This is a genomic window from Candidatus Korarchaeota archaeon NZ13-K, from assembly GCA_003344655.1.
Lineage (GTDB): Archaea > Korarchaeota > Korarchaeia > Korarchaeales > Korarchaeaceae > Korarchaeum.
The window spans coordinates 1-21480 of sequence record MAIU01000002.1; the positions used below are offsets into that span (position 1 = coordinate 1).

The 21480-nt window shown below is 55.3% G+C and carries 20 protein-coding genes and 3 tRNA genes; 11 read left to right on the forward strand and 12 right to left on the reverse strand.

Features of this window, described 5'->3' with window-relative positions:
- Positions 1–152: 152 nt before the first annotated feature.
- From BA066_00615 to BA066_00655, 9 genes are all read right to left on the reverse strand, one after another.
- Entirely contained in the window at positions 153–1190 is a 1038-nt protein-coding gene (locus BA066_00615) for a hypothetical protein (GenBank protein ID RDD54105.1), read from the reverse strand.
- Complete coding sequence (locus BA066_00620; GenBank protein RDD54106.1) at positions 1162–2217, reverse strand: hypothetical protein; 1056 nt, start codon at positions 2215–2217, stop codon at positions 1162–1164. Before BA066_00620 ends, BA066_00615 begins: the two co-directional genes overlap by 29 nt.
- Positions 2218–3357, reverse strand: coding sequence for a hypothetical protein (locus BA066_00625; protein ID RDD54107.1), 1140 nt, complete (start codon positions 3355–3357; stop codon positions 2218–2220).
- Positions 3358–3360: 3 nt separating this feature from the next.
- Positions 3361–4467 (reverse strand): M20 family peptidase, encoded by a 1107-nt coding sequence (locus BA066_00630; GenBank protein RDD54108.1) that lies wholly within the window; start codon positions 4465–4467, stop codon positions 3361–3363.
- A gap of 11 nt (positions 4468–4478) precedes the next feature.
- Positions 4479–5096 carry a proteasome subunit beta gene (locus BA066_00635; protein RDD54109.1) on the reverse strand — a complete coding sequence of 206 codons (618 nt, stop codon included), beginning with the start codon at positions 5094–5096 and terminating at the stop codon, positions 4479–4481.
- Positions 5097–5102: 6 nt separating this feature from the next.
- Positions 5103–5177: transfer RNA gene (locus BA066_00640), tRNA-Thr, on the reverse strand.
- A gap of 36 nt (positions 5178–5213) precedes the next feature.
- The gene (locus tag BA066_00645; protein ID RDD54110.1) at positions 5214–6848 is read right to left on the reverse strand and encodes a hypothetical protein; all 1635 of its coding nucleotides are present in this window, start codon (positions 6846–6848) and stop codon (positions 5214–5216) included.
- On the reverse strand, positions 6845–7186 hold the full coding sequence (locus tag BA066_00650) for a hypothetical protein (protein ID RDD54111.1): 342 nt from the start codon (positions 7184–7186) through the stop codon (positions 6845–6847). The genes BA066_00645 and BA066_00650 overlap by 4 nt, the downstream gene beginning before the upstream one ends.
- Positions 7187–7373: 187 nt before the next feature.
- A tRNA-Gly gene (locus tag BA066_00655) sits at positions 7374–7447 on the reverse strand.
- Between the two features lie 373 nt (positions 7448–7820).
- On the opposite strand from BA066_00655, the gene tfb reads away from it, so the two are divergent.
- The 5 genes from tfb to BA066_00680 all read left to right on the forward strand — a co-directional run bounded on the left by tfb (position 7821) and on the right by BA066_00680 (position 11472).
- Complete coding sequence (gene tfb, locus BA066_00660; protein ID RDD54112.1) at positions 7821–8714, forward strand: transcription initiation factor IIB; 894 nt, start codon at positions 7821–7823, stop codon at positions 8712–8714.
- Positions 8715–8765: 51 nt separating this feature from the next.
- The gene (locus BA066_00665) at positions 8766–8927 is read left to right on the forward strand and encodes a DNA-directed RNA polymerase subunit P (protein RDD54113.1); all 162 of its coding nucleotides are present in this window, start codon (positions 8766–8768) and stop codon (positions 8925–8927) included.
- The gene (locus BA066_00670) at positions 8928–9473 is read left to right on the forward strand and encodes a signal peptidase I (protein RDD54114.1); all 546 of its coding nucleotides are present in this window, start codon (positions 8928–8930) and stop codon (positions 9471–9473) included.
- 227 nt (positions 9474–9700) lie between these two features.
- Positions 9701–10336: a TATA-box-binding protein gene (locus BA066_00675; protein RDD54115.1), complete on the forward strand. Its 636-nt coding sequence runs from the start codon at positions 9701–9703 to the stop codon at positions 10334–10336.
- A 38-nt stretch (positions 10337–10374) separates the two neighbouring features.
- Complete coding sequence (locus BA066_00680) at positions 10375–11472, forward strand: fructose 1,6-bisphosphatase (GenBank protein ID RDD54116.1); 1098 nt, start codon at positions 10375–10377, stop codon at positions 11470–11472.
- Here the strand turns inward: BA066_00680 and tpiA are convergent.
- Positions 11459–12154, reverse strand: coding sequence for a triose-phosphate isomerase (gene tpiA / locus BA066_00685; GenBank protein RDD54117.1), 696 nt, complete (start codon positions 12152–12154; stop codon positions 11459–11461). The genes BA066_00680 and tpiA overlap by 14 nt on opposite strands.
- 179 nt (positions 12155–12333) lie before the next feature.
- On the opposite strand from tpiA, the gene BA066_00690 reads away from it, so the two are divergent.
- Entirely contained in the window at positions 12334–12948 is a 615-nt protein-coding gene (locus tag BA066_00690; protein RDD54118.1) for a TIGR00296 family protein, read from the forward strand.
- A 3-nt stretch (positions 12949–12951) separates the two neighbouring features.
- Positions 12952–14124, forward strand: coding sequence for a hypothetical protein (locus BA066_00695; GenBank protein RDD54119.1), 1173 nt, complete (start codon positions 12952–12954; stop codon positions 14122–14124).
- A 30-nt stretch (positions 14125–14154) separates the two neighbouring features.
- Here the strand turns inward: BA066_00695 and BA066_00700 are convergent.
- Positions 14155–14241, reverse strand: a tRNA-Leu gene (locus BA066_00700).
- Between the two features lie 256 nt (positions 14242–14497).
- A complete protein-coding gene (locus tag BA066_00705) occupies positions 14498–15337 on the reverse strand; it encodes an NAD(+)/NADH kinase (GenBank protein ID RDD54120.1) in 840 nt (279 codons plus the stop codon).
- Positions 15338–15367: 30 nt separating this feature from the next.
- On the opposite strand from BA066_00705, the gene BA066_00710 reads away from it, so the two are divergent.
- Genes BA066_00710 through purB form a run of 4 tightly spaced genes read left to right on the forward strand, consistent with a single transcriptional unit; the run spans position 15368 to position 21477 of the window.
- Positions 15368–15898 (forward strand): hypothetical protein, encoded by a 531-nt coding sequence (locus BA066_00710; GenBank protein RDD54121.1) that lies wholly within the window; start codon positions 15368–15370, stop codon positions 15896–15898.
- A complete protein-coding gene (locus BA066_00715; GenBank protein ID RDD54122.1) occupies positions 15882–18005 on the forward strand; it encodes a Minichromosome maintenance protein MCM in 2124 nt (707 codons plus the stop codon). Before BA066_00710 ends, BA066_00715 begins: the two co-directional genes overlap by 17 nt.
- Before the next feature lie 9 nt (positions 18006–18014).
- Positions 18015–20132 carry a hypothetical protein gene (locus tag BA066_00720; protein ID RDD54123.1) on the forward strand — a complete coding sequence of 706 codons (2118 nt, stop codon included), beginning with the start codon at positions 18015–18017 and terminating at the stop codon, positions 20130–20132.
- Entirely contained in the window at positions 20107–21477 is a 1371-nt protein-coding gene (purB, locus tag BA066_00725; protein RDD54124.1) for an adenylosuccinate lyase, read from the forward strand. Before BA066_00720 ends, purB begins: the two co-directional genes overlap by 26 nt.
- Positions 21478–21480 lie beyond the last annotated feature (3 nt).

Below are 21480 nucleotides of genomic sequence, written 5' to 3' on the forward strand. Positions count from 1 at the left end.
GGGATAGGGATAACGGGGTCGTGGCAGACCCCTTGCTTCTAAGGTGGGATGGATGCAGGTGGGAGCCTAGAAGGGCTGTGAACACCGAAGAGATGAACGCCGTAGAAGCAAGAATCCCTCTTAAGCAGGGGGAGTGTCAACTGTGGCTCCGTTCAGGGATCGCTCAGTCTCCCCACCCAGATCCTCCTGGTCAGGGATCTGTGCTCCCTCACATCGAACCATTTGATGACGTCAAAGCCGACCTCCTCGAAGTCCTTCGAGCTCAGAAAGTCCGCGGGCACGGAGATGGATACCCATCCGCCGCTCCTCAGGTACTCGGGGATCTTAAAAATGAATCTAGACGCGAGCTCCCTGGGCGCGTATCCCCTGGAGACGCTCATCCTCCCATAGGGGGGATCCGTGACTATCCTGTCCACCTTCTCCCCCAGATCGAGCTTGAGGGCATCGCCAACGAGGAGGCTGTAGCCTTCGAGGAATCCGTATGTGATCATGTTGTTCTTCGCCTTCACGACTGTCTTCTCATCTATGTCAACACCTATTAGCCTCGCTCCCACCGAGAGGACCTCTAAGGCTATACCGCCAACCCCTAGGAAGGGATCTAGCACCTTGTCTCCCCTCCTCGTCCTGGCCAGGTTCACCATGGCCCTCGCCAACGTGGGCCTCATGGAGGCAGGGTGGACGTAGGGTCTGGCAGCAACCTCCTTCACCCTGAACAGGGATCTGTCAACCTCCCCCTCCTTCAGGTAGACCACTATGGTATCCGATGTGAGGACCGCTATCACCTCATAATCTGGATTCTCGAGATCAACCTTGGCTCCCTCATTGGCCATCAGGATCCACTCTCCCAGCTTCGATTCAACCTCATACCTCTTGATGGATCTGCAGCAGCCCTCGATCCTGAAACTTCTGACCCTAAACCTCCCGCTCAGCCTAGGGGGCTCGAGGTCCCTGAGTATCGCAGGGAAATCCGATGGGTCCATGATAGAGAGGACCCTGCCGAAGCTCCTCGTGAAGGAGAGCCTCTCAGCTAGGTCCCTAAATAGCCCTTCGGAGGGGCTGATGTCCAGCAGTAGGCATGATCTCATCTCCCCAACGACGGAGTAGGGGACTTCCAAGGCCTCCAGCACCGCCTTGACCTCCTCCCCCGGTATGCCCGGGTGCTCACCCGATAGGAGGAACGCCAACCTCATCTCGGATCTCCCTGAGGATCTTATCGAGGATGTTCAGGAGCTCCTCCATGCCATCACCTCTCTCCGCAGATATCCTTAGGCTCTCAACACCGACTCCTCTCAACTCGGCCTCCACCCTAGTGAAGTTATCTCTGAAGTCCTCGAACATGTCGCTCTTGTTGAGGACCGCCAGGTAGCGCTTCCTCAGCGTGCCCATCAGCTCATTGAGTAATGAGAGCTGCTGCTTCAAGCTGTAACCGCATGTCTCGGTCGGATCGAACAGGTAAAGCACGGGTCCTCTGAGATGCCTCAGAGCAGCTATGGCCTGAAGCTCCATCCTATTCCTCTCCGCCAGGGGCCTATCCAACAGGCCGGGCGTGTCGACGAATTGAACCCTGCCTACGGAGGGTATCGCCCCATGCCCTATTATGAGGCCCTTAGTCGTGAAGGGATAGGGGGCTATCTCGGGCCTCTTGGTGGTCAGCTTGGATAGTAGGGTGCTCTTTCCGGTGTTCGGCATGCCTGCTATTATAACGGTGGGTGAAGTAGTGTCTAGATCAGGTAGATCCTTGAGCTTCGGGATCAATTCCCTCAGGAAGTCCACCTCCTTGCTGATCCTCCTCAGAATGGAGACTGTTCTCCCTAGAAACTCCCTTCTAAGCTCAGCGATCCTTTCCGGATCTTCCTCCCTCCTTATCAAGGATGAGTAGGTTCTGAGAAGTCTCTTCATGGTCCTAGAGGCCCAAGATAATGCCCCAAGGGAATGCTTAACTTCATCTATTCCTCCCATTATCTCAAGCAGCTCTCTGTAGAGGGGATCCAGCTTCTCCACGCTCGGAAAACTTTTCACAATACTATCCAACTTTGATGAAATTGTATCATAAATTGACTGTATTCTTGAAATTTCTTTCGCTCTTATTCCCGATATCATGTCGCGTCTCTTCCCGATGGCCCTGGGCCTTGAGAAGGCCCTCCTGAAGGATATGTCTATCAGCTCCTCGACTCCGAAAGGATCGGGGACCGAGGAGAAAGGATTCCTCAACCCCAATCATCCCAGGAAGAATATAAGGGCATTGTATATCAGCATGAGGGCGAAGGGTGCCGACACCGCCCAAGCCAGTTTCCTAGCCAGGCTCTCATCAGCATACCTGCTGAATATCTCGGAGAGCATCAGACCTCCGTCCAGTGGGAGTATCGGGAGCGCATTTATGGCCGCCAGACCCAAGCTGAAGATCATTGTGAGCACGAGGAACTCGAGCAGCTGCATGGTCACGCCCGGGGGGATGGGTATCAGGGGGTCGAAGTATGGGATCGGATCGAGCTGAACCCCCAGGTACGGCAAGGTAGGGTCATCGGGTCTGGAGCCAAGCTTCACCGTTATATTCCCCTTATCGGTCACTAGTATCACGGAATCTCCTGGTTTGAACTTCCTAAGGGCTTCTGAAAGCGAGTTCAGGTCCCTGACCTCATAGCCCCCTATCCCCCTTATCACGACCCCGGCTGGAAGGGAACCCCATGAGGGTCCTCCCTCGAAGACCCTCTCGACGTAAACGCCCGAGGGCCTGGCTGAGCCCGCGTCTATTGAGAACCCGGGGAACAGGGAGATCGTTATTATTAGGAACAGCAGGAAAGTTAGGATGTTAGCGAAGATGCCGGCCGAGTATATGCCCATCTTCCTCATCCGATCCGCCTTCCTCAGGCGCTCCTCCTCCGGCTCCACGAAAGCCCCCAGGAGGAAGAAGAGTACGAAGAATGCTATCTTCTTCACGGGAATCCCAAAATAGTGGCTGAGCGTGGCGTGACCCAGCACCTCATGCGCTAGGAGGACGACGAATATCGAGAGGAGGGCCGGCAGCGTTATGTCCAAGGTGACCCCGGGTATCACGGGAACTATCTGAGCAACCCTGGGACCAAAGAGGGAGTCCACGGTTATCTTGATCAGGTAGATGGATGAGAGCATCGATAAGACCAATGTAAGGGCTATCGATGCCTTATAGGCTGGACCCATTAGCTTAGACGCTGGACCTATCAGCCTGGAGAACTTCCTCGGGTCCGCCGATATCTCCAAGTAAAAGAGGCCCAGTCTGATGGACTCCAACCTCCTGAACCTCCTTATCAGGATTCCCAGAGCATATAGGGCGACCCAGAAGACGATCAGCCCCCTCAAGAAGGTCCACAGGTCCGTCATTTTTTAACCCTTCAACAGCTCACTCAGGAGCTCGGCCAGGGTGAAGACCGATGGCAGTTTCACGTACTCGTCGGGGGAGTGATGATTCCCTCCCTCGGGGCCGAGTATCACGGACTTTATGTTGCCGAGTCTGCTTAGGTAGTTGGCATCGGATACCGTCCAGTAAACGGATGTCTCCATCCTGCCACCAAGCACGCTGCTCGCCACCCCCTGGATGTACTCGACGAAATCATCCCCCTCGGGCAGCTCATAAGGCTCCATGAACGGGGTAGGCCTCTTCATCAGCGAAATCGACACCTTGGCCTTCAGCTCCGGCGTCCTCCTTATGTACTCCATGAACCTCTTCCTGATGACGCCCGGATCCTGCCCCGGTGGGTAGTGCCTGTCCAACCTGATCAGGCACTTATCCGGATGGGCTATTATGAGCTCCGGCGATTTTATCGTCAGGGGGGCGACGCTCCCCCCTATACCATCCACCTTGGGAAGCTCTATGGCCCAGAGTATTATCTTAGCGGCCTCAACGATCGCGTTGATCCCGCTCTCCTCAGTCCCCGAGGATGAGACGCCGGTCACGTCGATGTCGAAGACGAACCTCCCGTATGCCCCTCTGAAGAGCCTCATGTTGGTCGGGCCGGCGACTATGGCCCCCCTGACCTTTGGGAGCAACCCGCTCCTGAGCAGCTCATAGGTCCCCCTGCTGAATCCCTCTGCATCGCAAACGGCGGCCAGAACCAAACCTTTTCCATCATCTGGTGAGTTTATCAGGGCCTCTATCATCGCCGCGAGGGTGCTCTTATCATCGTAAACCCCTAGCCCGTAGAATCTCTCCCCCTCCAGCTCCCCCCAGGGGTTCCTGGTCCAGTTAGAGTATATCTCAAATGTATCCATATGAGCCAAAAATAGAATGTTATCTGAATCTTTTATGTTCTTATAGGCTATAACATTTCCTGCACATTCCTTAACAGGCTGATGTATCACCTTATCGGCGTACCTGGCCAGCAGGTCCTGGAGGTAATATACGAGCTCCCCCTCCTTCCCCCTGAAGCTCTTTATGCTCACCAGGTCTATCAGCACGTTCTTAAGTCTATCTGTGTTTACCATTCTAGCCATCCGGGATCTCCTCAGACGGTTCTGATGGGTATGAATTCCGATCTGCTCCCCCTCTCCGTTATGATCAACATGTCTATGCCATCCCCCGAGAGGGCGTCCCTGGCTATGGCCTCCCTCATCGCCCTCTCGGACAGCTCGATCGCCTCCTCCTCACTCATGCCCTCCCTGAATCCCCTCTCAAGGACTCCCGTCGCTATCTGGGCCCCCGTACCGATGGCCGCGAAGCTCTCCTCCATCAGCCCTCCAGCGGGGTCCAGTACGAATATCCTCGGACTCGAACCGTCCATGCCACCCACTATGACCTCAGCGTAGTATATGCCGCTGAACCTCCCCTGGTAAAGCAAGAGGGATAGGATCTTGGCCACGTTAGTTGGTGTCGCCACCCTATCATTCTCCAGCTCGTACATCGCTATGTTGTACTTGAGGATGTCGACCAGCTCCTGAAAGTCTCCCGGAAGTCCAGCCGTAGATACTCCCACCCTATCGTTTATCAGGAAGACCTTCCTGGCGGACTTGCTCAGGATGAAGCTGCTATAGGAGACTCTCCTGTCTGCTGCAAGGACCACCCCCTTGTCGAACCTCAGTCCCAGAGCGGTTGCTAGTACCACCTTAACACCCCATCCTCCCATTTCATAAGCCCCGGGCGGGATTCGAACCCGCGCCCTCCGCCTTACCAAGGCGGCGCTCCGACCGGGCTGAGCTACCGGGGCCATGTAGCCAGCAGTGTAACTCACTTATAAATGATGCTAGCGGCGCCTCACCAGCTGTATCAGGCTAATCGCCACCGTGATCATCAGTAGGAAGTAGGGGATGATCCCTATCTCAGCAATAGGTTTCCTCATCTCGACCTTCACGCTATCCCCTGATTCGAAGTAACCAGCATAGCTCGTGGAGAGTGTCGTGATGTATATGAAGATCCCCTCCTCATCCCCGTACCACTTCACGTGCAGCCCCGGCACCCCCGAGGTCACGGAGGGAACTCCCTCCTCCCGCACCCTGAGGAAAAGCGTTGGTGTCGCCCCATTTATCTCTATGATGTACCTTCCTCCCCTGCCTGAGACCCTGAAGGGGAGTCTTCCGGGCCCTATTCTGAGCGTAGGATCCCCCAGGAGGACCTCGCTGGCCGAATCCCTTCTCCCTCCCGAATCTCCGATCTTCAGATTGTTCACTATCTTAACGGCCTCCCCCAGGCTGGTCCCGTTCATGAGGAGTGAGAGCAGTAGGTCGGGGTATGATGTGCCGAACTCCGAGCCCACGCTGAACTCCACCCTGGTGGATCCCACGTATGCCAGGGCCCCGGAGTCCAAGAACGCGTACGCTATTGACCCATTTGGGCTCTCCATTTCCGAGAATTTCAGCGTGCTGCAGGATAATGTGATTATCATTGAACCAAAAATGTCCAATCTTCTGACGGTCGAGGCCCCAAGGAGAACGTAACCATCTGATCTCAGGGCCATCACGCTAGGGTTTCCGTGAAGGGACAGGTAAAAGATGCCCCTTCCCGAGCTCAGGATGGAGCTCACAGCATCCTCCGTCATGTTGGAGTGACTCAGATCCGGATGGTAAACCTCAGTGGGGAGCCCCATCATCGAAGCGACTCTCTCCACCTTCCAGGCGAGCGGCAGATCCTCGATTATGGATATCCCCACGAACCTCGCTGGAGGGATTCTGCGGAGTATCTCGTCGGACATCAGCATGAGGAAGGGAGTCTCAATGCTGTTCCCAGTCAATATGCCGAAGGAGACATCCAAATAGGGATCCTCATCTATTTTCGTGAAGTGCTCCATCATCCTCTCGTACCTCACGGAGTTGTTCGCCCAAAGCGGCCTCGTCACCACGATCACGGTCGATGAGCCCCTCAGGAGGGATGCATCGAAGCCCCTATCCATGTCCAGGAGCTTCGCGTCCTTGAGCACCGCCGCGTAGGCTGCTAGGAAGGCGTAATCGCTCCCGTCCGAGCTGAAGAACACCACCGAGACATCGCTCCTTCGCTGCGAGATCTCCTTCTCCAATTCCCTTGCGCGATCGCGAAGCAGTGGTAGCTCGCTGGCATCCACTCGCTCCAGCCCAGACGCGAGGAGGAGCGCGTAGGCCAGGTCGTGAGGATCCATCGCCCTCAAGAAGTCATCTCCGGGACTTTCTCGCAATATCTTGAAAGACATATTCATATTCTCCATTATATTTTTAACTTTTTCAGCGTTCTGTGTTAGGATAAATCTGCACCTACCCTCCCTCACCTGATGCAGGTATGGGAGGAAGCTGGCGGGACTATCGGATATGAGCACAGTCACCTCATCGGTCTGGCACGAATCAAAGGTCGGTATGAGCAGTATGAAAACCAGCATCAGGATTTCCTTCCTTAGCACATTCTCCCAGCTCATCTTTCCCCACAGAGCCTCTTGAGCATCAATACGTAGTGAGAGTCCCCAAACCCGTACTCCCTAACTACCGCCTCGAGATCATGGGATACGAAGCAAGGACTGCTACAAACCGGAGTCCTCTTCACGTAGAAAGCCACTGACCTCCATTCCTCCTCGCCCCTGAGTATCTCGGATATGCCGGAGAACTTCTGCTTGGAGGATAGGACACCCCTCAGGAAAGCTAAAGTCAACTCAGATATAAATCTCAGAGACCTCTCCGATGAAAATCCGTATCTTTTGGCTAGTTCCATAACGGCTGAGGAGATCCTCTCCTCTAAGCCCTCTATATCATCCCTCATAAGCTCTCCTCCCGTGAAGCCGTGCTGCCTTAAAAAATTGATGTTGAGTTGCCTCGGGAACTGATCAGGCGCATGGCACAGTCGGATCCCATTCGATGAATCTCAAGAGGTAAATGTGACTGCACTCAAATACCTGTCGACCTTTCACCCGAGCGAGCACCCTCACCGGCTTTGAAATTGGGGTGAATGCGGCCGCCGGGATTTGAACCCGGGTCTCCGGCTTGGAGGGCCGGCATCCTGTCCAGGCTAGACTACGGCCGCTCCCGCGCTGAGCGAGGGGCGGTGAGCTAAAAACTTTGGGGTCCACGGCGATCGGTAGCACTCACTTAATCCCGCATAGTGCTGAATTATTTTTGTTATCTCTTCCACGATGCTACATAATATTAATAATTGCTGGGCTGGATCTGGAAGCAGTACCCCTTACTTGCGCGATTTTCTGGCGAAAGTTTCATGGAAAAATTTATATATGACTTCCCCCAAATTATTTCGGCAATCTACGAAGAGGGTGGTGAGTTAACTGTCTGAAGATCTCGGGGAGCGACGGGCCAGAAGGAGTGAGCCCGTCGACGAGGAGAGCATATCCTGCCCCAGGTGTGGTAGCAAGAATGTCGTCGAGGATCCCAACACCGGGGACTTGATATGTCAGAACTGTGGACTCATACTCGATTCTAGTGCTTTGGATTTCTCTAAAGACTGGAGGGCATTCGATTCCGATGAGTACATAGAGAGAGCTCATGCGGGAGCCCCGATAACACCCCTGAGACCTAGCTTCGGTCTGGATACCGATATAGTGCTGACCAAGGGGGCTAGCAAGAAGTCTGTGAACCAGTTGAAGAGAGCCCAGAAGCATGCCGCTGATTCCAAGGAGAAGACCATAGAGCCGGCGCTCAGGAAGATAAGGGATGCCGCTGATTCCCTAACGCTGCCGCAGGAGACGATAGAGGATGCAGCCACCCTCTACAGGATGGCTGCCAGGGCTGGTCTCGTCAAGGGGAGGAGCATGGATGCCATGGTCGCGGCCGTGATATACGCCGCCTGTAGGAGAACGGACGTGCCCAAGACCTTGGAGGAGATATCCAAGTTCTTCGCCCTGGAGGAAAAGGAGGTCGGTAGAAGCTTCAGGTTCCTCTTCAGGAAGTTGAGGATAAGGATACCACCACCCAAGCCGGAGAACTTCGTCTACCTGATAGCGTCGAAGCTCTCCTTACCGGAGGAGGCAGCGACGCAGGCGATAAGGATAATAAAGATAGCCAAGAGGAATGGGGCCACCATGGGAAGGGAGCCTGTCGGTGTCGCCGCAGCGGCTGTCTACATGGCCTGCCAGGAGTTGGGCATCCACAGGACCCAGAGGGAACTCGCTCAGGCAGCCAACGTGACGGAGGTCACCGTGAGGAACAGGTACAAGGAGCTGCTGGCGAGGGCCAGAGCTGACTGGCTGGAGGAGATAGGGGAGGAGAAGCTGAATGAACTAAGGAAGAGGGTCTCTGAGCATCTGAAGACCTCTCAGGCGGTGCAGCCGGTTAAGTAGAACTACCGAAAGGTTAATATATACTTGACAGTGACGCCTCAGGCGTGAGGGCTGAGCGGGGGGACCCTGTTGTACCAGTGCCTCAGGTGCGGGTACGTGTTCACGAAGGAGGAGATGGAGGAGTACTTCAAGGACTACAAGTGCCCGAGATGTGGTTACAGGATACTCAGGAAGGTGAGGAAGGAGGAGCCTAAGGTTGTGAAGGCGATTTGAATGAACAGGTATAGGGGCATAGTTAGGGAGATAGCTTCCCTGCTCGCGGTTCTGATCATCTTTCTGGTGATATTTCAGGTCATAATTCCTCAGGTATCTGGAGTTCCGACACCGTTCACCGTCGTGACCTCCGGATCCATGAGACCGACCCTAGAGCCGGGGGATCTAGTTATAGTCGTTGGCTGTGACCCTTATCAGCTCGCGGAGGGTGACATAATCGTATTCAGGGTTCCCTGGTCCGAAAACATGGTTGTCCACAGGATAGTGAGGATCGTGAGAAGTCCCGCGGGCCCCATGTTCTACACGAAGGGGGACAACAACGCGATAGCGGACCCGGGTTACAGGACGCCCTCCGACATATATGGTAAGGTTGTTTTCAGGGTACCTCTGGTTGGATTTTTTCTAGAATTTTTCCAATTGCTGCCAGTTAAGGTGGCAATAATCGGGTTAATTGTGGGATATATAATATATGATTACTCGAAGGATCTGAGGGTCGACAGGGATGTCGATATGACCACTCAGCATAAAAACGGATCGGGAGAATAGCTTAAGGGCACTGAACCCCGGGATCGTCGCTGGAGGTGACTCCATCCCCACTGCGAGAACTTAAAATTCACGAAGCGACGGATCCCCGCTAGCTATTAGGATCGGGTCGTCAGCTCTTCGTAAAATCCTTAATAATTGAGGCAATTTTATGGAATTTCTTTAACATTAATTTATATATAGGGTGGCCGAGTCACTTAAATAGGCCGGCCGCGGATTGGTGAAAAATTATGTCCCTCGAGGATGATGAGAGGGAGGGTTCCTCCAGCGTCCTGTTGGAGGATGAGAAAGCCCTTGAGGTACTCAAGAAGATAAGGGAGCCCGAGATCACCATACAGAATGTGGTTTCCTCCGCTGATATCAGGCAGAGGCTCGATCTTCATGAGATATCCAAGAGAATCAAGAAATCTAGGTACGATCCTGATAAGTTCCCCGGTCTAGTTCTGAAGTTGGATGAGCCGAAGGCCGCATTATTGTTGTTCAGCAGTGGGAAATTCGTTTGTACTGGAACCAAATCCGTTGAGGAATCCGCACATGCAATAAACGCGGCCATAGAGGTGCTCCAGAAGCACGGCATAGAGGTGAGGGGGAGACCGCTCATAAAGGCCGAGAACATAGTCGCCTCCGCCAAGCTTCACGTCAAGGTTGACATAGAGAGACTTGCCCTGGAGCTTGAGAACACCCTCTACGAGCCCGAACAGTTCCCGGGACTCATATTCAGGATGAGGGATCCAGACGTCGTCTTCCTGATATTCGCGTCCGGGAGTCTCGTTTGCACCGGGGCAAAGAAGGAGTCCGACGTCAGGAGGGCGGTCTACAAGCTCAGGGAAATATTGGCTAGGAGAGGCTACTTAGTCGTCGAATGATTTTTATTCTGAGGACCAGATGTATAGGAGGGATCAGCATGGTCAGAACCACGGTATCTGTGATAAAGGCCGATGTCGGTAGCCTGGCTGGGCACCACGTGGTCCACCCGAGATTGAAGGAGATCGCCTCCCAAGAGCTATCGGAGGCGAGGTCATCCAGACTCATAGAGGACTTCTATGTGACGGCCGTGGGCGATGATCTTCAATTGATAATGACACACAGAAAAGGGGTGGAGAACTCAGAGATTCATGGATTAGCTTGGAAGATCTTCAAGAGGTGCGCGGATGTGGCTAAGGACCTCGGCCTCTACGGGGCCGGTCAGGATCTCCTGAAGGAGGCCTTCTCGGGGAACCTGAGGGGGATGGGCCCAGGAGTGGCCGAGATGGAATTCGAGGAGAGACCCTCCGATCCAATAGTCGTTTTCATGGCTGATAAGACGGAGCCCGGCGCCTTCAACCTTCCCATATTCAAGATATTCGCAGATCCCTTCAACACGGCGGGTCTCGTGATAGATCCGAAGCTTCACTCGGGCTTCGTCTTCGAGATAATGGATGTGATCGAGAGTAGGGTCGTGGAGCTCTCCTCACCCGAGGAGATGTACGATATACTCTCACTGATAGGGACCCCGTCCAGGTACGTGATAAGGAGGGTCTTCAGGAAGACCGATAGGGAGATAGCGGCATCCATCAGCACGACCAGGTTGAGCCTCATAGCAGGGAGGTATGTGGGTAAGGATGATCCTGTGGCCATAGTGAGGGCTCAGGCAGGATTTCCTGCGGTGGGAGAGATACTGGAGCCCTTCTCCTTCCCCTTCCTGGTCGCAGGGTGGATGAGGGGCTCTCACGTGGGCCCACTGATGCCGGTCAGTGAGAGGGACGCGAGACCCACTAGGTTCGATGGGCCGCCGAGAGTGGTGGCCCTGGGGTTCCAGGTGAAGGAATCTAAGCTCATAGGACCGAGCGATCTCTTCTCGGACGTCGCATTCGATGAGACAAGGAGGATGGCCAACCTGATAGCTGATTACATGAGGAGGCACGGTCCCCTGATGCCCCACAGGCTCGGCCCCGAGGAGATGGAGTACACGACCCTCCCCGAGGTCCTGAAGAAATTGGAGGAAAGGTTCAGGCACGAGTGAAAGAAATCACGGGCTCCACCAACTCCCTGATTTTTCTATATGGATCGGGACTCTTCGTGACGGCAGAGGCCACCAGAACACCGTAACTTCCGAGCTCCAATGCCGCTTTGACGTCCTCCCCGCTCGATATGCCGGCCCCGCACAACAGGGGGATCCTCTCATTCACCCCCCTGATCGCCCTGAGCGAACCCAATATGACATCAGGCTTGGCCTTGGACACGGGAATGCCGCTTCCTATCAGCTCGGGCGGCTCCACAGCGACGGCATCTGGCGAGAGCGCCGCCACGGCAGCAGATTCACTGGGGGTCGGGGAGCAGACTATTGAGATGAGCCCCAGCTCCCTCATCATCGAGATAGCCTCAGCTATGTGATGCAGGGATATCTGCCTCTCGGAGTGGTTAAGTAGCGATCCCCTGGCGCCTACTTCCCTCACCAGGGCGGGGGGCACGTGCCCCGTGAAGGCACCGGGAGGCAAGGGGTCCACGTGCTGCGCGAAGATCGGTATTTCCACCGAGGAGGAGACCTCCCTCAGGTCCAAGAAGTTGGGGGCCACCCCTATCAAAACTCCCGTCTCCTTCCAGACCCTCTCAGCGAGTTTTGCTATTAAGATCGCTCGATCACCCGACGACTCGGTATATGCCTTGAGGTTGACCAGCAGTCTGGGTAGCATGAGGAACCTCATACCCGAATCCTTTTAACTCTTCACCATACTGTGGCGTTGTCCGTTGACGATTCGCGACGGGTCGCTGCACCCAGATTGCGGATCGGCTTGGGAGCTCGAGATCCCTCATCCCAAAGCGGCGGAATCCCCACCACATCGATCAGAGGTGACTTTTATTATGTGACGCTCGAGATCACATGATGCTCGAGCTCACGCTGGAAGAGGGTGCTTTCTTGGTCAGGCTGGCTAGGGCGTCCATAGCCTCATTCTTCGCTAGCGGAAGGGTTCTGGAAATGAGGCCACCTTATCCTAGGTTGGAGGAGAAAGCCGGCGCTTTCGTCACGCTGAACACGTACCCTGAGGGTGAGCTCAGGGGGTGCATAGGTTTCCCGGAGCCGATATATCCTCTCTACAAGGCCGTGATAAGGGCCGCCCTGGCCGCGGCCCTCGAGGACCCCAGGTTCCCACCATTGTCCGAGGGCGAGCTGAGCGAGGTCACGGTTGAGGTGTCGGTGCTGACGCCTCCCGAGAGAATAGACAACCTCGTTGAGAGGAGGGAGGACCTACCCAAGCTCATAGAGGTGGGAAAGCACGGTATCATAGTGAGGAGAGGACCCTTCTCCGGCCTGCTCCTCCCTCAGGTCGCCGTTGAGTATGGCTGGAGGTCCAGCGAGTTCCTAGATCACACGTGCATGAAAGCGGGGATGAGACGTGACTGCTGGCTGATGGAGGGAACCGAGGTTTACAGATTCTCAGCAATAGTCTTCTCCGAGAGGAGTCCGAATGGAGAGGTACTGAGGGAAGAGCTAGGTTAGAGGATGCCCAAAGCTTACATATCCCCCCTGGGGATAGGCTACGGCCATGCCTCGAGGTGCGTCAACCTAGCGAGGAGGCTGATGGATGAGGGCTTCTCAGTCTACTTCTCCGCCAGGGGAGATGCGCTGGCCTACCTCAAGGGGCTCCCCTATGATTTGAACGTGCTCGGCGAGGGGAGAGAGATACTCTGGAGGCAGAGGGAAGACGGATCGCCCGACTTCTGGGGAACCCTTAGGGAACCGAGGATACTTAAGGAGTTCATAGCTCAGACCCTGGAGGAGAGGGATTATCTCGAGGCCATAGCTCCTGATGTAGTCATCTCCGACTCCAGGCTCCAGACCCTGATTGCTTCTGAGTACCTGGGCCTACCCACGGTCTCCATACTGAATCAGCCCAGGCTACTCCTGCATCCCCTGATCGCCAAGAGATCTCCCTTATCATTCTCGAAGGGATCATCTATGGCTAAGTGGTTGGAATCGTTGGTAAATTCAGCTATAACTAGGTTCTGGGCCCTCTCGCAGGCCTCTCTGATTGCCGACTTTCCCCCGCCGTTCAGCATATCCAAGTACCAGACCTCGAACCTCCCGAAGGCCCTGATGGACAGACTCGTGTTCACGGGTCCCCTTTTGGAGCCCAGATGCACAGAATCTAGAGAGGAGATTGTCTTGATAATGATATCCGGTCCTGAGCATGAGAGAAGATCCATAATTGGGGACATATTGGCCCTGATGGAGAGGATCCCCGAGGAGTTTGGGGGGCTGGAGTTCGTGATCTCTCTGGGTGAACCCGGTGCCCTCAGTGTTGAGAACCTCTCCAGCAACGTCAAGGTCTTCACGTGGCTCCCTGATAAGTGGGAGTTCCTATCCAAGGCCAGGGTCGTGGTTTCTAGGGCCGGGCACACGATAATATCGGAGTCCCTCCTATGCGGGAAACCCATGCTCCTGATCCCGGTGCCGGGGCAAACGGAGAAGATGGAGAACGCCAGGAGCGTCCAGGAGCTCGGTTTGGGATTGTGTTTAGATCAGAATAGGCTGGCTGAGGAGTTCTTTGACTCCCTGAGGCTGATCTTGAGGGACGATGGTTTCTCCAGGAGGGCGACGGAGTTCAGGGATAGGTTCTCGGAGTGGGACTTCCTGGGAAGGGCCGTCGGTGCCGTGGAGAGTGTGATATATTGAGGCGGAGTTCCTGGCGGCTGACCGCTCATGTGCGGGGGGTGGGATTCGAACCCACGAGGGCCTGGCGCCCAACGGATCTTGAGTCCGTCGCCTTGAACCTGGCTCGGCCACCCCCGCACGCCTGCAACCCCGCTACACTCCCTCCTCACCGTCTCTCCCTATTTAAAACTTGCGGTACCCCGTCGCGAGGGCCCGCCCACAGTCTCCATCGGATTTCAGGCTCATTCGCGGCGGTTGAATCCAACGGAGCTGGCTCCCGTCAACATTATCGTCTAGATTATTTTTTCGACCCAGGATCAATCTACCCCGGTGAGGGCAGCCCAATGCGAAAAAGTCACCACTCAGCGTTTCATTCGGATCTTGAGGTCCTGCCTCATGGTCTAAGCCTGGGATAGTTGAGTATTCCAGTTAGTGTCTTCGGGAACATCCTCTTAGTCAATCTCCTGTAGAAATCTGCTGGATCTCTGGATTTCCTCACGAACACAGCCTTCTTCTCTGACTCAGATATCCTGAGGGGGGGCCTGATCCTCACCGGGGAGAGCCCGTCCGCTATCACGTAGAGATAGGGGGTCACGGACCAGACCTCTATCAGGGAGGAGGAGGGGATCACCAGGGACCTCAGGGATGGCACCAGGCTCGGGGGCCAGGGGGCCACGTAGGATATCACGACGTCATCGCACCTGGGGTCCAGCACGGGCCCCCCTGCTGCCAGGGAGTATGCGTAAGATCCCGTCGGGGTGGCCACTATTATCCCATCGCATATGCACTCTCCCACGGGTGCGTAATCCACCGCTATCCCTAATCTGGAGGATTTGCCGAGCTTCCCGCTCCTTATCAGGAACTCGTTGAGGGCTATTAGATGCGGCTCCGGTTCCTTGACTTCCAGGGTCTTGGCGTGCTCCAGCCAGAAATCCCCCGTGCTGAGCATTTCCGGCACAATGTTCAGTTCACTCTGATCGAGCTCAAGCAGGGTGCCGAATGTTCCATCTTTTATCCCGAGTATCGGAAGGCTTCCCAGCTGATGGAACGCCCTTAGGATCGTTCCATCACCGCCCACCACTATGGCCAGATCAGCTTCTCTATGATCCTCAACAAGATCTATTCCTGTTGAGATGAGCATGCCCTTGAGCCTCTCTGAGATCCTCAGGGCCCCTCTCTTATCCGTGTTCGATATTATCATAACTCTCCTCACGGGGAATCCTTTCTCGTACATACCGAGTGGATCCACGGGCCAAAGTATTTAATGTTGGCAGCAGGTGAACTTCCCGTGCTGATCTCCGTGAGGATGGCTGAGTGCCTGCGGAACATTCAGAACGTGAAGATAATTGCCAAGAGAGATCTTTCCTTCGAGAGACTCGGCATAAAGATTTACAAGGGTGTTGAGTCGGAGGTGCCCAGGTGGCTCGCGGACATACTGGAGGAGGAGGGTCTGTGCGATGTTGTGACGGAGAACCCGAGTGTGCTGAGTGAGAGGCTCTACAGGGAGAAGGTATCCCTGGTCCTCTCGGAGCTACCCCAGGAGACGTTCCAGATGATCAGGGAAGTCCTGAGGAGGAGCCCCGAGGGATCCCTCATAAGGAGGGATGTCCTTGAACTTGTTAACAGGAGGTTGAGTAAGCTTATGGATCATCTCAAGGCATCCATCCTTCTGGCATCCAAGAGACCGCCAAAGAACCTGCTCATTGAGGAGCTAATACTTTATAACGCCCTAAAGTTCTTGATGACTGAGTGGTTGCGTTCGTTCCTGGGAATAAGGGATGATTCGCATGGTTGAGAGAGCCCCCCTGATGAATTTGGAGGAGCTTGTGGAGAAGTATAAGTACTTCCTGAGGTACTACAGGGACGAGGAGGGTGAGCCTCTCTACAGCTCCGAGATGGCCCGCCTCATAGAGGAGCAGAGAAGATCTCTCAGCGTGAACTGGTATCACATATACAACTTCGGCCCAGATTTCAGGGAGATAGCTGAGGACATAGTTATTCATCCAACCCTGCACATCATGGCCGGCTCCTCTGCCCTCAGGGAGCTCGTTATGGAGCTGATCCCCTCCCTAACGGAGGATATGAGGATATACGCTGAGGGGGACTTTCACCTGAGGTTCTACAACGTACCTACGAAGACCCCCTTCAGGGATCTCACCAAGGTGTCAATAGGGAGGCTCATAGAGGTCGAGGGGATAATAACGAGGGTTTCTGATGTTTACGACAAGCTCGTCAGGGCCTCATTCGTCTGCAACAACTGCGGGAGAATTGAGGAAGTGGAGGTCTTGGGTGAGAGGCTCAGAGCTCTGGAGAGATGCCCCGAATGCGGGGCACCCATGAAATTGGATCACGAGATGAGCAGGTTCATGAGGTGGAGATCTGTGAGGGTTCAGGAGAGGCCCGAGGATCTCCCTCCCGGGATGATGCCGGAGCACATAGATGGCATACTGACCGACGATATAGTGGATGATGTGAAGCCCGGGGACAGGGTCAGGATAACAGCCATAGTGAGAATAAAGCCTTCCAGGAGAGAGGAAGGGAAAGAGGGCCTTATATACAAGAGGTACCTCGAGATAGTTCACGTGGAGGTCCCTAACAGGGTTTACGAGAAGCTGGAGATAACCCCAGAGGATGAGAGGGAGATACTCAGGCTGGCCGAGAGGAGGGACTTGGAGGACCTCATCGTGAGGTCCATCGCACCCTCCGTCTTCGGGTGGAATGAGGTTAAGAGGGCGATAGCCTACGCTCTGTTTGGAGGCAGCACGAAGATCCTAGCCGATGGCTCGAAGGTGAGGGGTGAGATAAACGTCCTCCTTGTGGGAGATCCTGGTGTCGCGAAGAGTCAGCTTCTCAAGTACACAGCCCAGCTCGCACCCAGGGGGCTCTACACGACCGGTAAAGGATCGACCGCCGCGGGGTTGACCGCTGCTGTCGTCAGGGACTCTGCCACGGGAGGCTGGACCCTAGAGGCCGGAGCCCTCGTGCTGGCCGACATGGGAGTGGCGTGCATTGACGAGTTCGACAAGATGAGTGAGGACGATAGGAGATCCATTCATGAGGCTATGGAGCAGCAGACCATCTCGATAGCGAAGGCCGGGATTGTAGCAACCTTGAACGCTAGAACGACAATAATAGCCGCTGCTAATCCGAAAAAAGGAAAGTATGATGACTTCGTGACCGTAGCTGAGAACATAAACCTACCGCCGACCGTGCTCTCGAGGTTCGACCTGGTCTTCATAATGAAGGACAGGCCCAGGGTTGAGGCCGACAGCATGGTGGCCGACCACATACTGATGACGAGGATGGGGAGAAACCCGGAAGCGAGGCCCCCGATAGATCCGACTCTCCTGAAGAAGTACATAGCCTACGCGAGGCAAAACATAGACCCCGTGCTCACGGATGAGGCCGCTGAGAAGATAAAGAACTACTACGTCGAGGTGAGGAAGAGGGGTGTGAGGGAGGGGGAGGAGGAGATCCTGCAGGACTTCATAGCCATCACCCCGAGGCAGCTGGAGGCCCTCATCAGGCTCAGCGAGGCCAGGGCCAGGATGCACTTGAGAAGGGAGGTCACGGCCGAGGACGCTGAGATGGCGATAAACCTGATGGAGGTGACGCTAAGGGGAGCAGCTTACGACATAGTCTCTGGATACTTCGACATAACAGGTTGGATGACCGGCACGTCATTCCCCGAGGTGAAGAGGAGGGAGGTAGTCTTTCAGATAATAAAGCAGCTGGCTGAGGAGAGCGAGGATGGCATGGTCGACAGGGATGTGGTCGTCAGGATCTCGGCTGAGAGACTCAACCTCAGGGGGAAGGAGTACGTCATAGAGGAAATACTGAGGAGACTGAACGAGGATGGTCTCATAATATTCCCGCCCGGCGGAAAGATAAAACTCATCTAAGGTTCGAGTATGGATCTCAACGCTCTTCTGAGCAAGTTGGGTCTCAGGGAGCTCTACCCGACGCAGCGGGAGGTCCTGAGCAGGGGCCTGGTGAGCAAGGGGAACTTCGTCCTCGCCGCACCAACGGCATCCGGCAAGACCTTGGTGGCTGAGATGGTGATGTATGAGGAGCTTGAGAGAGGTGGGAAGGTCCTGTACCTGGTTCCGCTGAGATCCATAGCCTACGAGAAGTATGAGGAATTCCTGAGGGTGTTCGATGGATGGAGCGTCAGGGTCTCCATCGGGGACTACGACTCCTCGGAGGAACCGCTGGGGAGGAGCGATGTGATAGTGATGACTTATGAGAAGTTCGATTCCGTCCAAAGGCACAGGAGCTCCTGGTTGAAGGATGTGAGCCTGCTCGTCCTTGATGAGGTGCACTACGTCGGTGACCCGAGCAGGGGTCCCACGATCGAAATGGCGATCTCCAAGTTCATCTATGAGAACGAGTTCTGCAGGAGGGTCGCTTTGAGCGCAACCATAACTAACTTGGATGAGATAGCGGACTGGTTATCCGCCATCCCGGTGAGGGTGGACTGGAGGCCCGTGCCCCTGAGGGTGGGAGTCTACGTTGGGGGGAAGCTGATCCGCCCGGACGGTGAGGTGGAGGGGCTCGAGGGCGAGGGGGTGCTCCCCCTGATCAGGAGATGCCTGGAGGGCGGTGGTCAAGCCCTGATCTTCTACAACAAGAGGAGCGATGCCGTGTCCTGGGCTGAGAGAATAGCCTCCAGCCTTAGGATCGACGGAGCTTCCAAGGAGGAGGTCTTCGAAGGGATCAACATGTCTTCCTACGGATCATCCAAGCTCCTGGAGAGACTCTCCAATGTCGTTGAAAGGGGAGTGGGCTTCCATCATGCCGGTCTCCCATTCGAGCTGAGGAAGTCCGTTGAGAGGGCTTTCAGGGCGGGGATCATAAAGGTTCTGACTGCAACACCGACGCTGGCGGCGGGCGTGAACTTACCAGCCAGGACGGTGATAGTGAGCTCTTACATGAGGTACGACACCAAGCGGGGTAGGATGACGCCCATCTCCATCATGGAGTTCTGGCAGATGGCTGGGAGAGCCGGAAGACCGAGGTACGATCCCTACGGGGAGGCTTACATAATAGCCAGAAGCCAGAACGAGGCTAGGAGGGTCCTCGATACCTACGTAAGATCGGATCCCGAGCCCATAACATCTCACCTCCACGATACCTCGCTCCTTAGGAACCACCTGCTCGCCCTAGTGGCTAGCAGGGACGGCATCACGCTCAAGGAGGTATCGGAGGTCCTGAGGAGGACGTTGTTCCACTCCCAAGGTGGCGAGAGGTTCCTGGAGAGGGCGGTCCCTCACATTCTGGAATCCCTGAGGGAGGGGGGATTCCTGAAGGAGTTCAGAGGGGGTTACATGGCCACTCCCATCGGAAAGAGGGTCTCCGAGCTCTACATAGATACCTACTCAGCTCAACTCATGATAGAGTCCTTGGAGGAGCTCTCCAAGAGGTTCAGGAGATCTGAGGATCCTGAGCTCCCGGCGCTCCATCTCATCTGCGCCCTTCCGGACATGCCCAAGTTGTATGGAGGTAGAAGGAACGAGCTGTTGGAAAGGACCCTCGAGGAACTCGATCCCCTGATCCCCCTGGAGGATATTCCCATCTCCTCATACTCGGAGCTGCTCCAGATTGTCAGGGGGGCCCTCTCCCTCAAGATGTGGATATCCGGGATCAGCGACGGCGAGATAGAGGAGAGGCTGGGAGTTGAGCCGGGGGACCTGAGAAGCCTGGCTGAGAACGGTGAGTGGCTCTGCTACTCTTTTTCTGAGATAGCTAGGCTCCTGGGTGAGAGGGGAGTCTCTGAATGGCTCAGGATCCTTTACCTGAGGATAAAGCATGGCGTGCCCGAGGAGTTGCTGCCCCTGGTCACGCTGAGAGGGGTTGGGAGGTTCAGGGCGAGGCTTCTTTACGAAGCCGGTTACAGGACCGTTAGGGATATAGCTGATGCTGAGCCCGAGGACCTCGAGAGGATACCAGGTATAGGGAGGCAGCTGTCCAAGGAGCTGGTGGAGCAGGCGAGGTCGTTGGTCCATGTGGGTTCACCCGGTGGAGAGTAGGTACGGATCCGAGAGGATGAGATCCGTATTCAGGCAGGAGAGCAGGATAAGGATGATGGCTGAGGTAGAAGCCATTTACGCGAGGGCGCTGGCCAAGAGGGGAGTGATACCAGCGGAAGCCGCCGAGGCCATCGAGAGGGCATCCAAGGAGATCACTCCTAGCGATGTCCTTGAGGAGGAGAGGGTGACGAAGCACGAGACGATGGCCCTCGTCAGAGCCCTCTCAAAGAGGGCCGGCGCTTACGGTGAGTACTTACATTTGGGCCTCACCTCGAATGATGTGCTAGATACCGTGATGGGCATTCAGATAAGAGAGGCGGGGAGTCTCATAGTGAGGGAAGCCGCCTCGCTCCTGAGGAGCATAATCAGGAGGGGGGAGGAATCCATAGATGTTGTTTGTCTGGGGAGGACTCACGGAGTCGTGGCCGATCCGATACCCCTCTCCATGAAGTTCGCCTACTGGTCCTACCTCGTCAGGAGCTCCCTGAGGAGGTTCATGTCGGCCCTGGATGAGGCCTGCGTTGGCAAGCTGAGGGGGGCCGTCGGCACTCTGGCCGCCTCGGTTGAGCTTGGCGTGGGGGATCCCCTAGAGGTGGAGTCTGAGGTTCTTAGTTATTTTGGATTGAAGCAACCTGAGATAACCACTCAAATAGTGCCTAGGGATAAGCTGGCCTTCCTCATAGTCTCGATGTCTCTCTTCTCATCGGCCCTTGACACGATAGCCAATGAGATAAGGAACCTGCACAGGACAGAGATAGGGGAGATCAGGGAGCACTTCGAGGAGAGCCAGGTTGGGTCGAGCACGATGCCCCATAAGATGAACCCCATAGGCAGTGAGAAGGTCTGCGGATTGGCTAGGTTGATGAGATCACTAGCCCTCGCTGCTATGGAGAACATCGTCCTGGAACACGAGAGGGACCTGACCAACAGCTCTGTCGAGAGGATGATGTTGCCTGAGGCCTTCCTCGTCCTGGAGGAGCAGATAAGAACGCTTACCAAGGTGATCGAGGGCCTAGATATTGACAGGCTCAGGATAGAGGAGAACCTGAGGAGGTACGCTGATCTGGCTCTGAGCGAGAGGCTCATGATCTCCCTAGTGAGGAGAGGTTTGGGAAGGCAGGAGGCGCATGAGATCGTGAGGAGGATATCCCTGAAGTCTCAAAGGAGCGGTAGAAGGTTCTTAGATGAGGTCATGGAGGATGAGGAGATATCGAAGGTCCTGAGGAGGGAGGAGATAGAGGGCATATTCAAGCCCGAGAGCTACGTGGGGCTGGGCAGGGAGATATCGATCAAGGAGTTCGAGGTGGCTAAGGAGTTCTTGAAGGGGGTGCTCGCAAACGAGTGAGCT

Coding starts and splice junctions, on each gene's coding strand:
- BA066_00690 (RDD54118.1), top strand. CDS start 12,334: ATGCTCGAGCTCACGCTGGAAGAGGGTGCTTTCTTGGTCAGGCTGGCT.
- BA066_00635 (RDD54109.1), bottom strand. CDS start 5,096: ATGGGAGGATGGGGTGTTAAGGTGGTACTAGCAACCGCTCTGGGACTG.
- BA066_00710 (RDD54121.1), top strand. CDS start 15,368: ATGTTGGCAGCAGGTGAACTTCCCGTGCTGATCTCCGTGAGGATGGCT.
- BA066_00645 (RDD54110.1), bottom strand. CDS start 6,848: ATGAGCTGGGAGAATGTGCTAAGGAAGGAAATCCTGATGCTGGTTTTC.
- purB (RDD54124.1), top strand. CDS start 20,107: ATGTGGGTTCACCCGGTGGAGAGTAGGTACGGATCCGAGAGGATGAGA.
- BA066_00695 (RDD54119.1), top strand. CDS start 12,952: ATGCCCAAAGCTTACATATCCCCCCTGGGGATAGGCTACGGCCATGCC.
- BA066_00705 (RDD54120.1), bottom strand. CDS start 15,337: ATGTACGAGAAAGGATTCCCCGTGAGGAGAGTTATGATAATATCGAAC.
- BA066_00650 (RDD54111.1), bottom strand. CDS start 7,186: ATGAGGGATGATATAGAGGGCTTAGAGGAGAGGATCTCCTCAGCCGTT.
- BA066_00720 (RDD54123.1), top strand. CDS start 18,015: ATGGATCTCAACGCTCTTCTGAGCAAGTTGGGTCTCAGGGAGCTCTAC.
- BA066_00630 (RDD54108.1), bottom strand. CDS start 4,467: ATGGCTAGAATGGTAAACACAGATAGACTTAAGAACGTGCTGATAGAC.
- tpiA (RDD54117.1), bottom strand. CDS start 12,154: ATGAGGTTCCTCATGCTACCCAGACTGCTGGTCAACCTCAAGGCATAT.
- BA066_00625 (RDD54107.1), bottom strand. CDS start 3,357: ATGACGGACCTGTGGACCTTCTTGAGGGGGCTGATCGTCTTCTGGGTC.
- BA066_00715 (RDD54122.1), top strand. CDS start 15,882: ATGATTCGCATGGTTGAGAGAGCCCCCCTGATGAATTTGGAGGAGCTT.
- BA066_00670 (RDD54114.1), top strand. CDS start 8,928: ATGAACAGGTATAGGGGCATAGTTAGGGAGATAGCTTCCCTGCTCGCG.
- BA066_00680 (RDD54116.1), top strand. CDS start 10,375: ATGGTCAGAACCACGGTATCTGTGATAAAGGCCGATGTCGGTAGCCTG.
- BA066_00615 (RDD54105.1), bottom strand. CDS start 1,190: ATGAGGTTGGCGTTCCTCCTATCGGGTGAGCACCCGGGCATACCGGGG.
- BA066_00675 (RDD54115.1), top strand. CDS start 9,701: ATGTCCCTCGAGGATGATGAGAGGGAGGGTTCCTCCAGCGTCCTGTTG.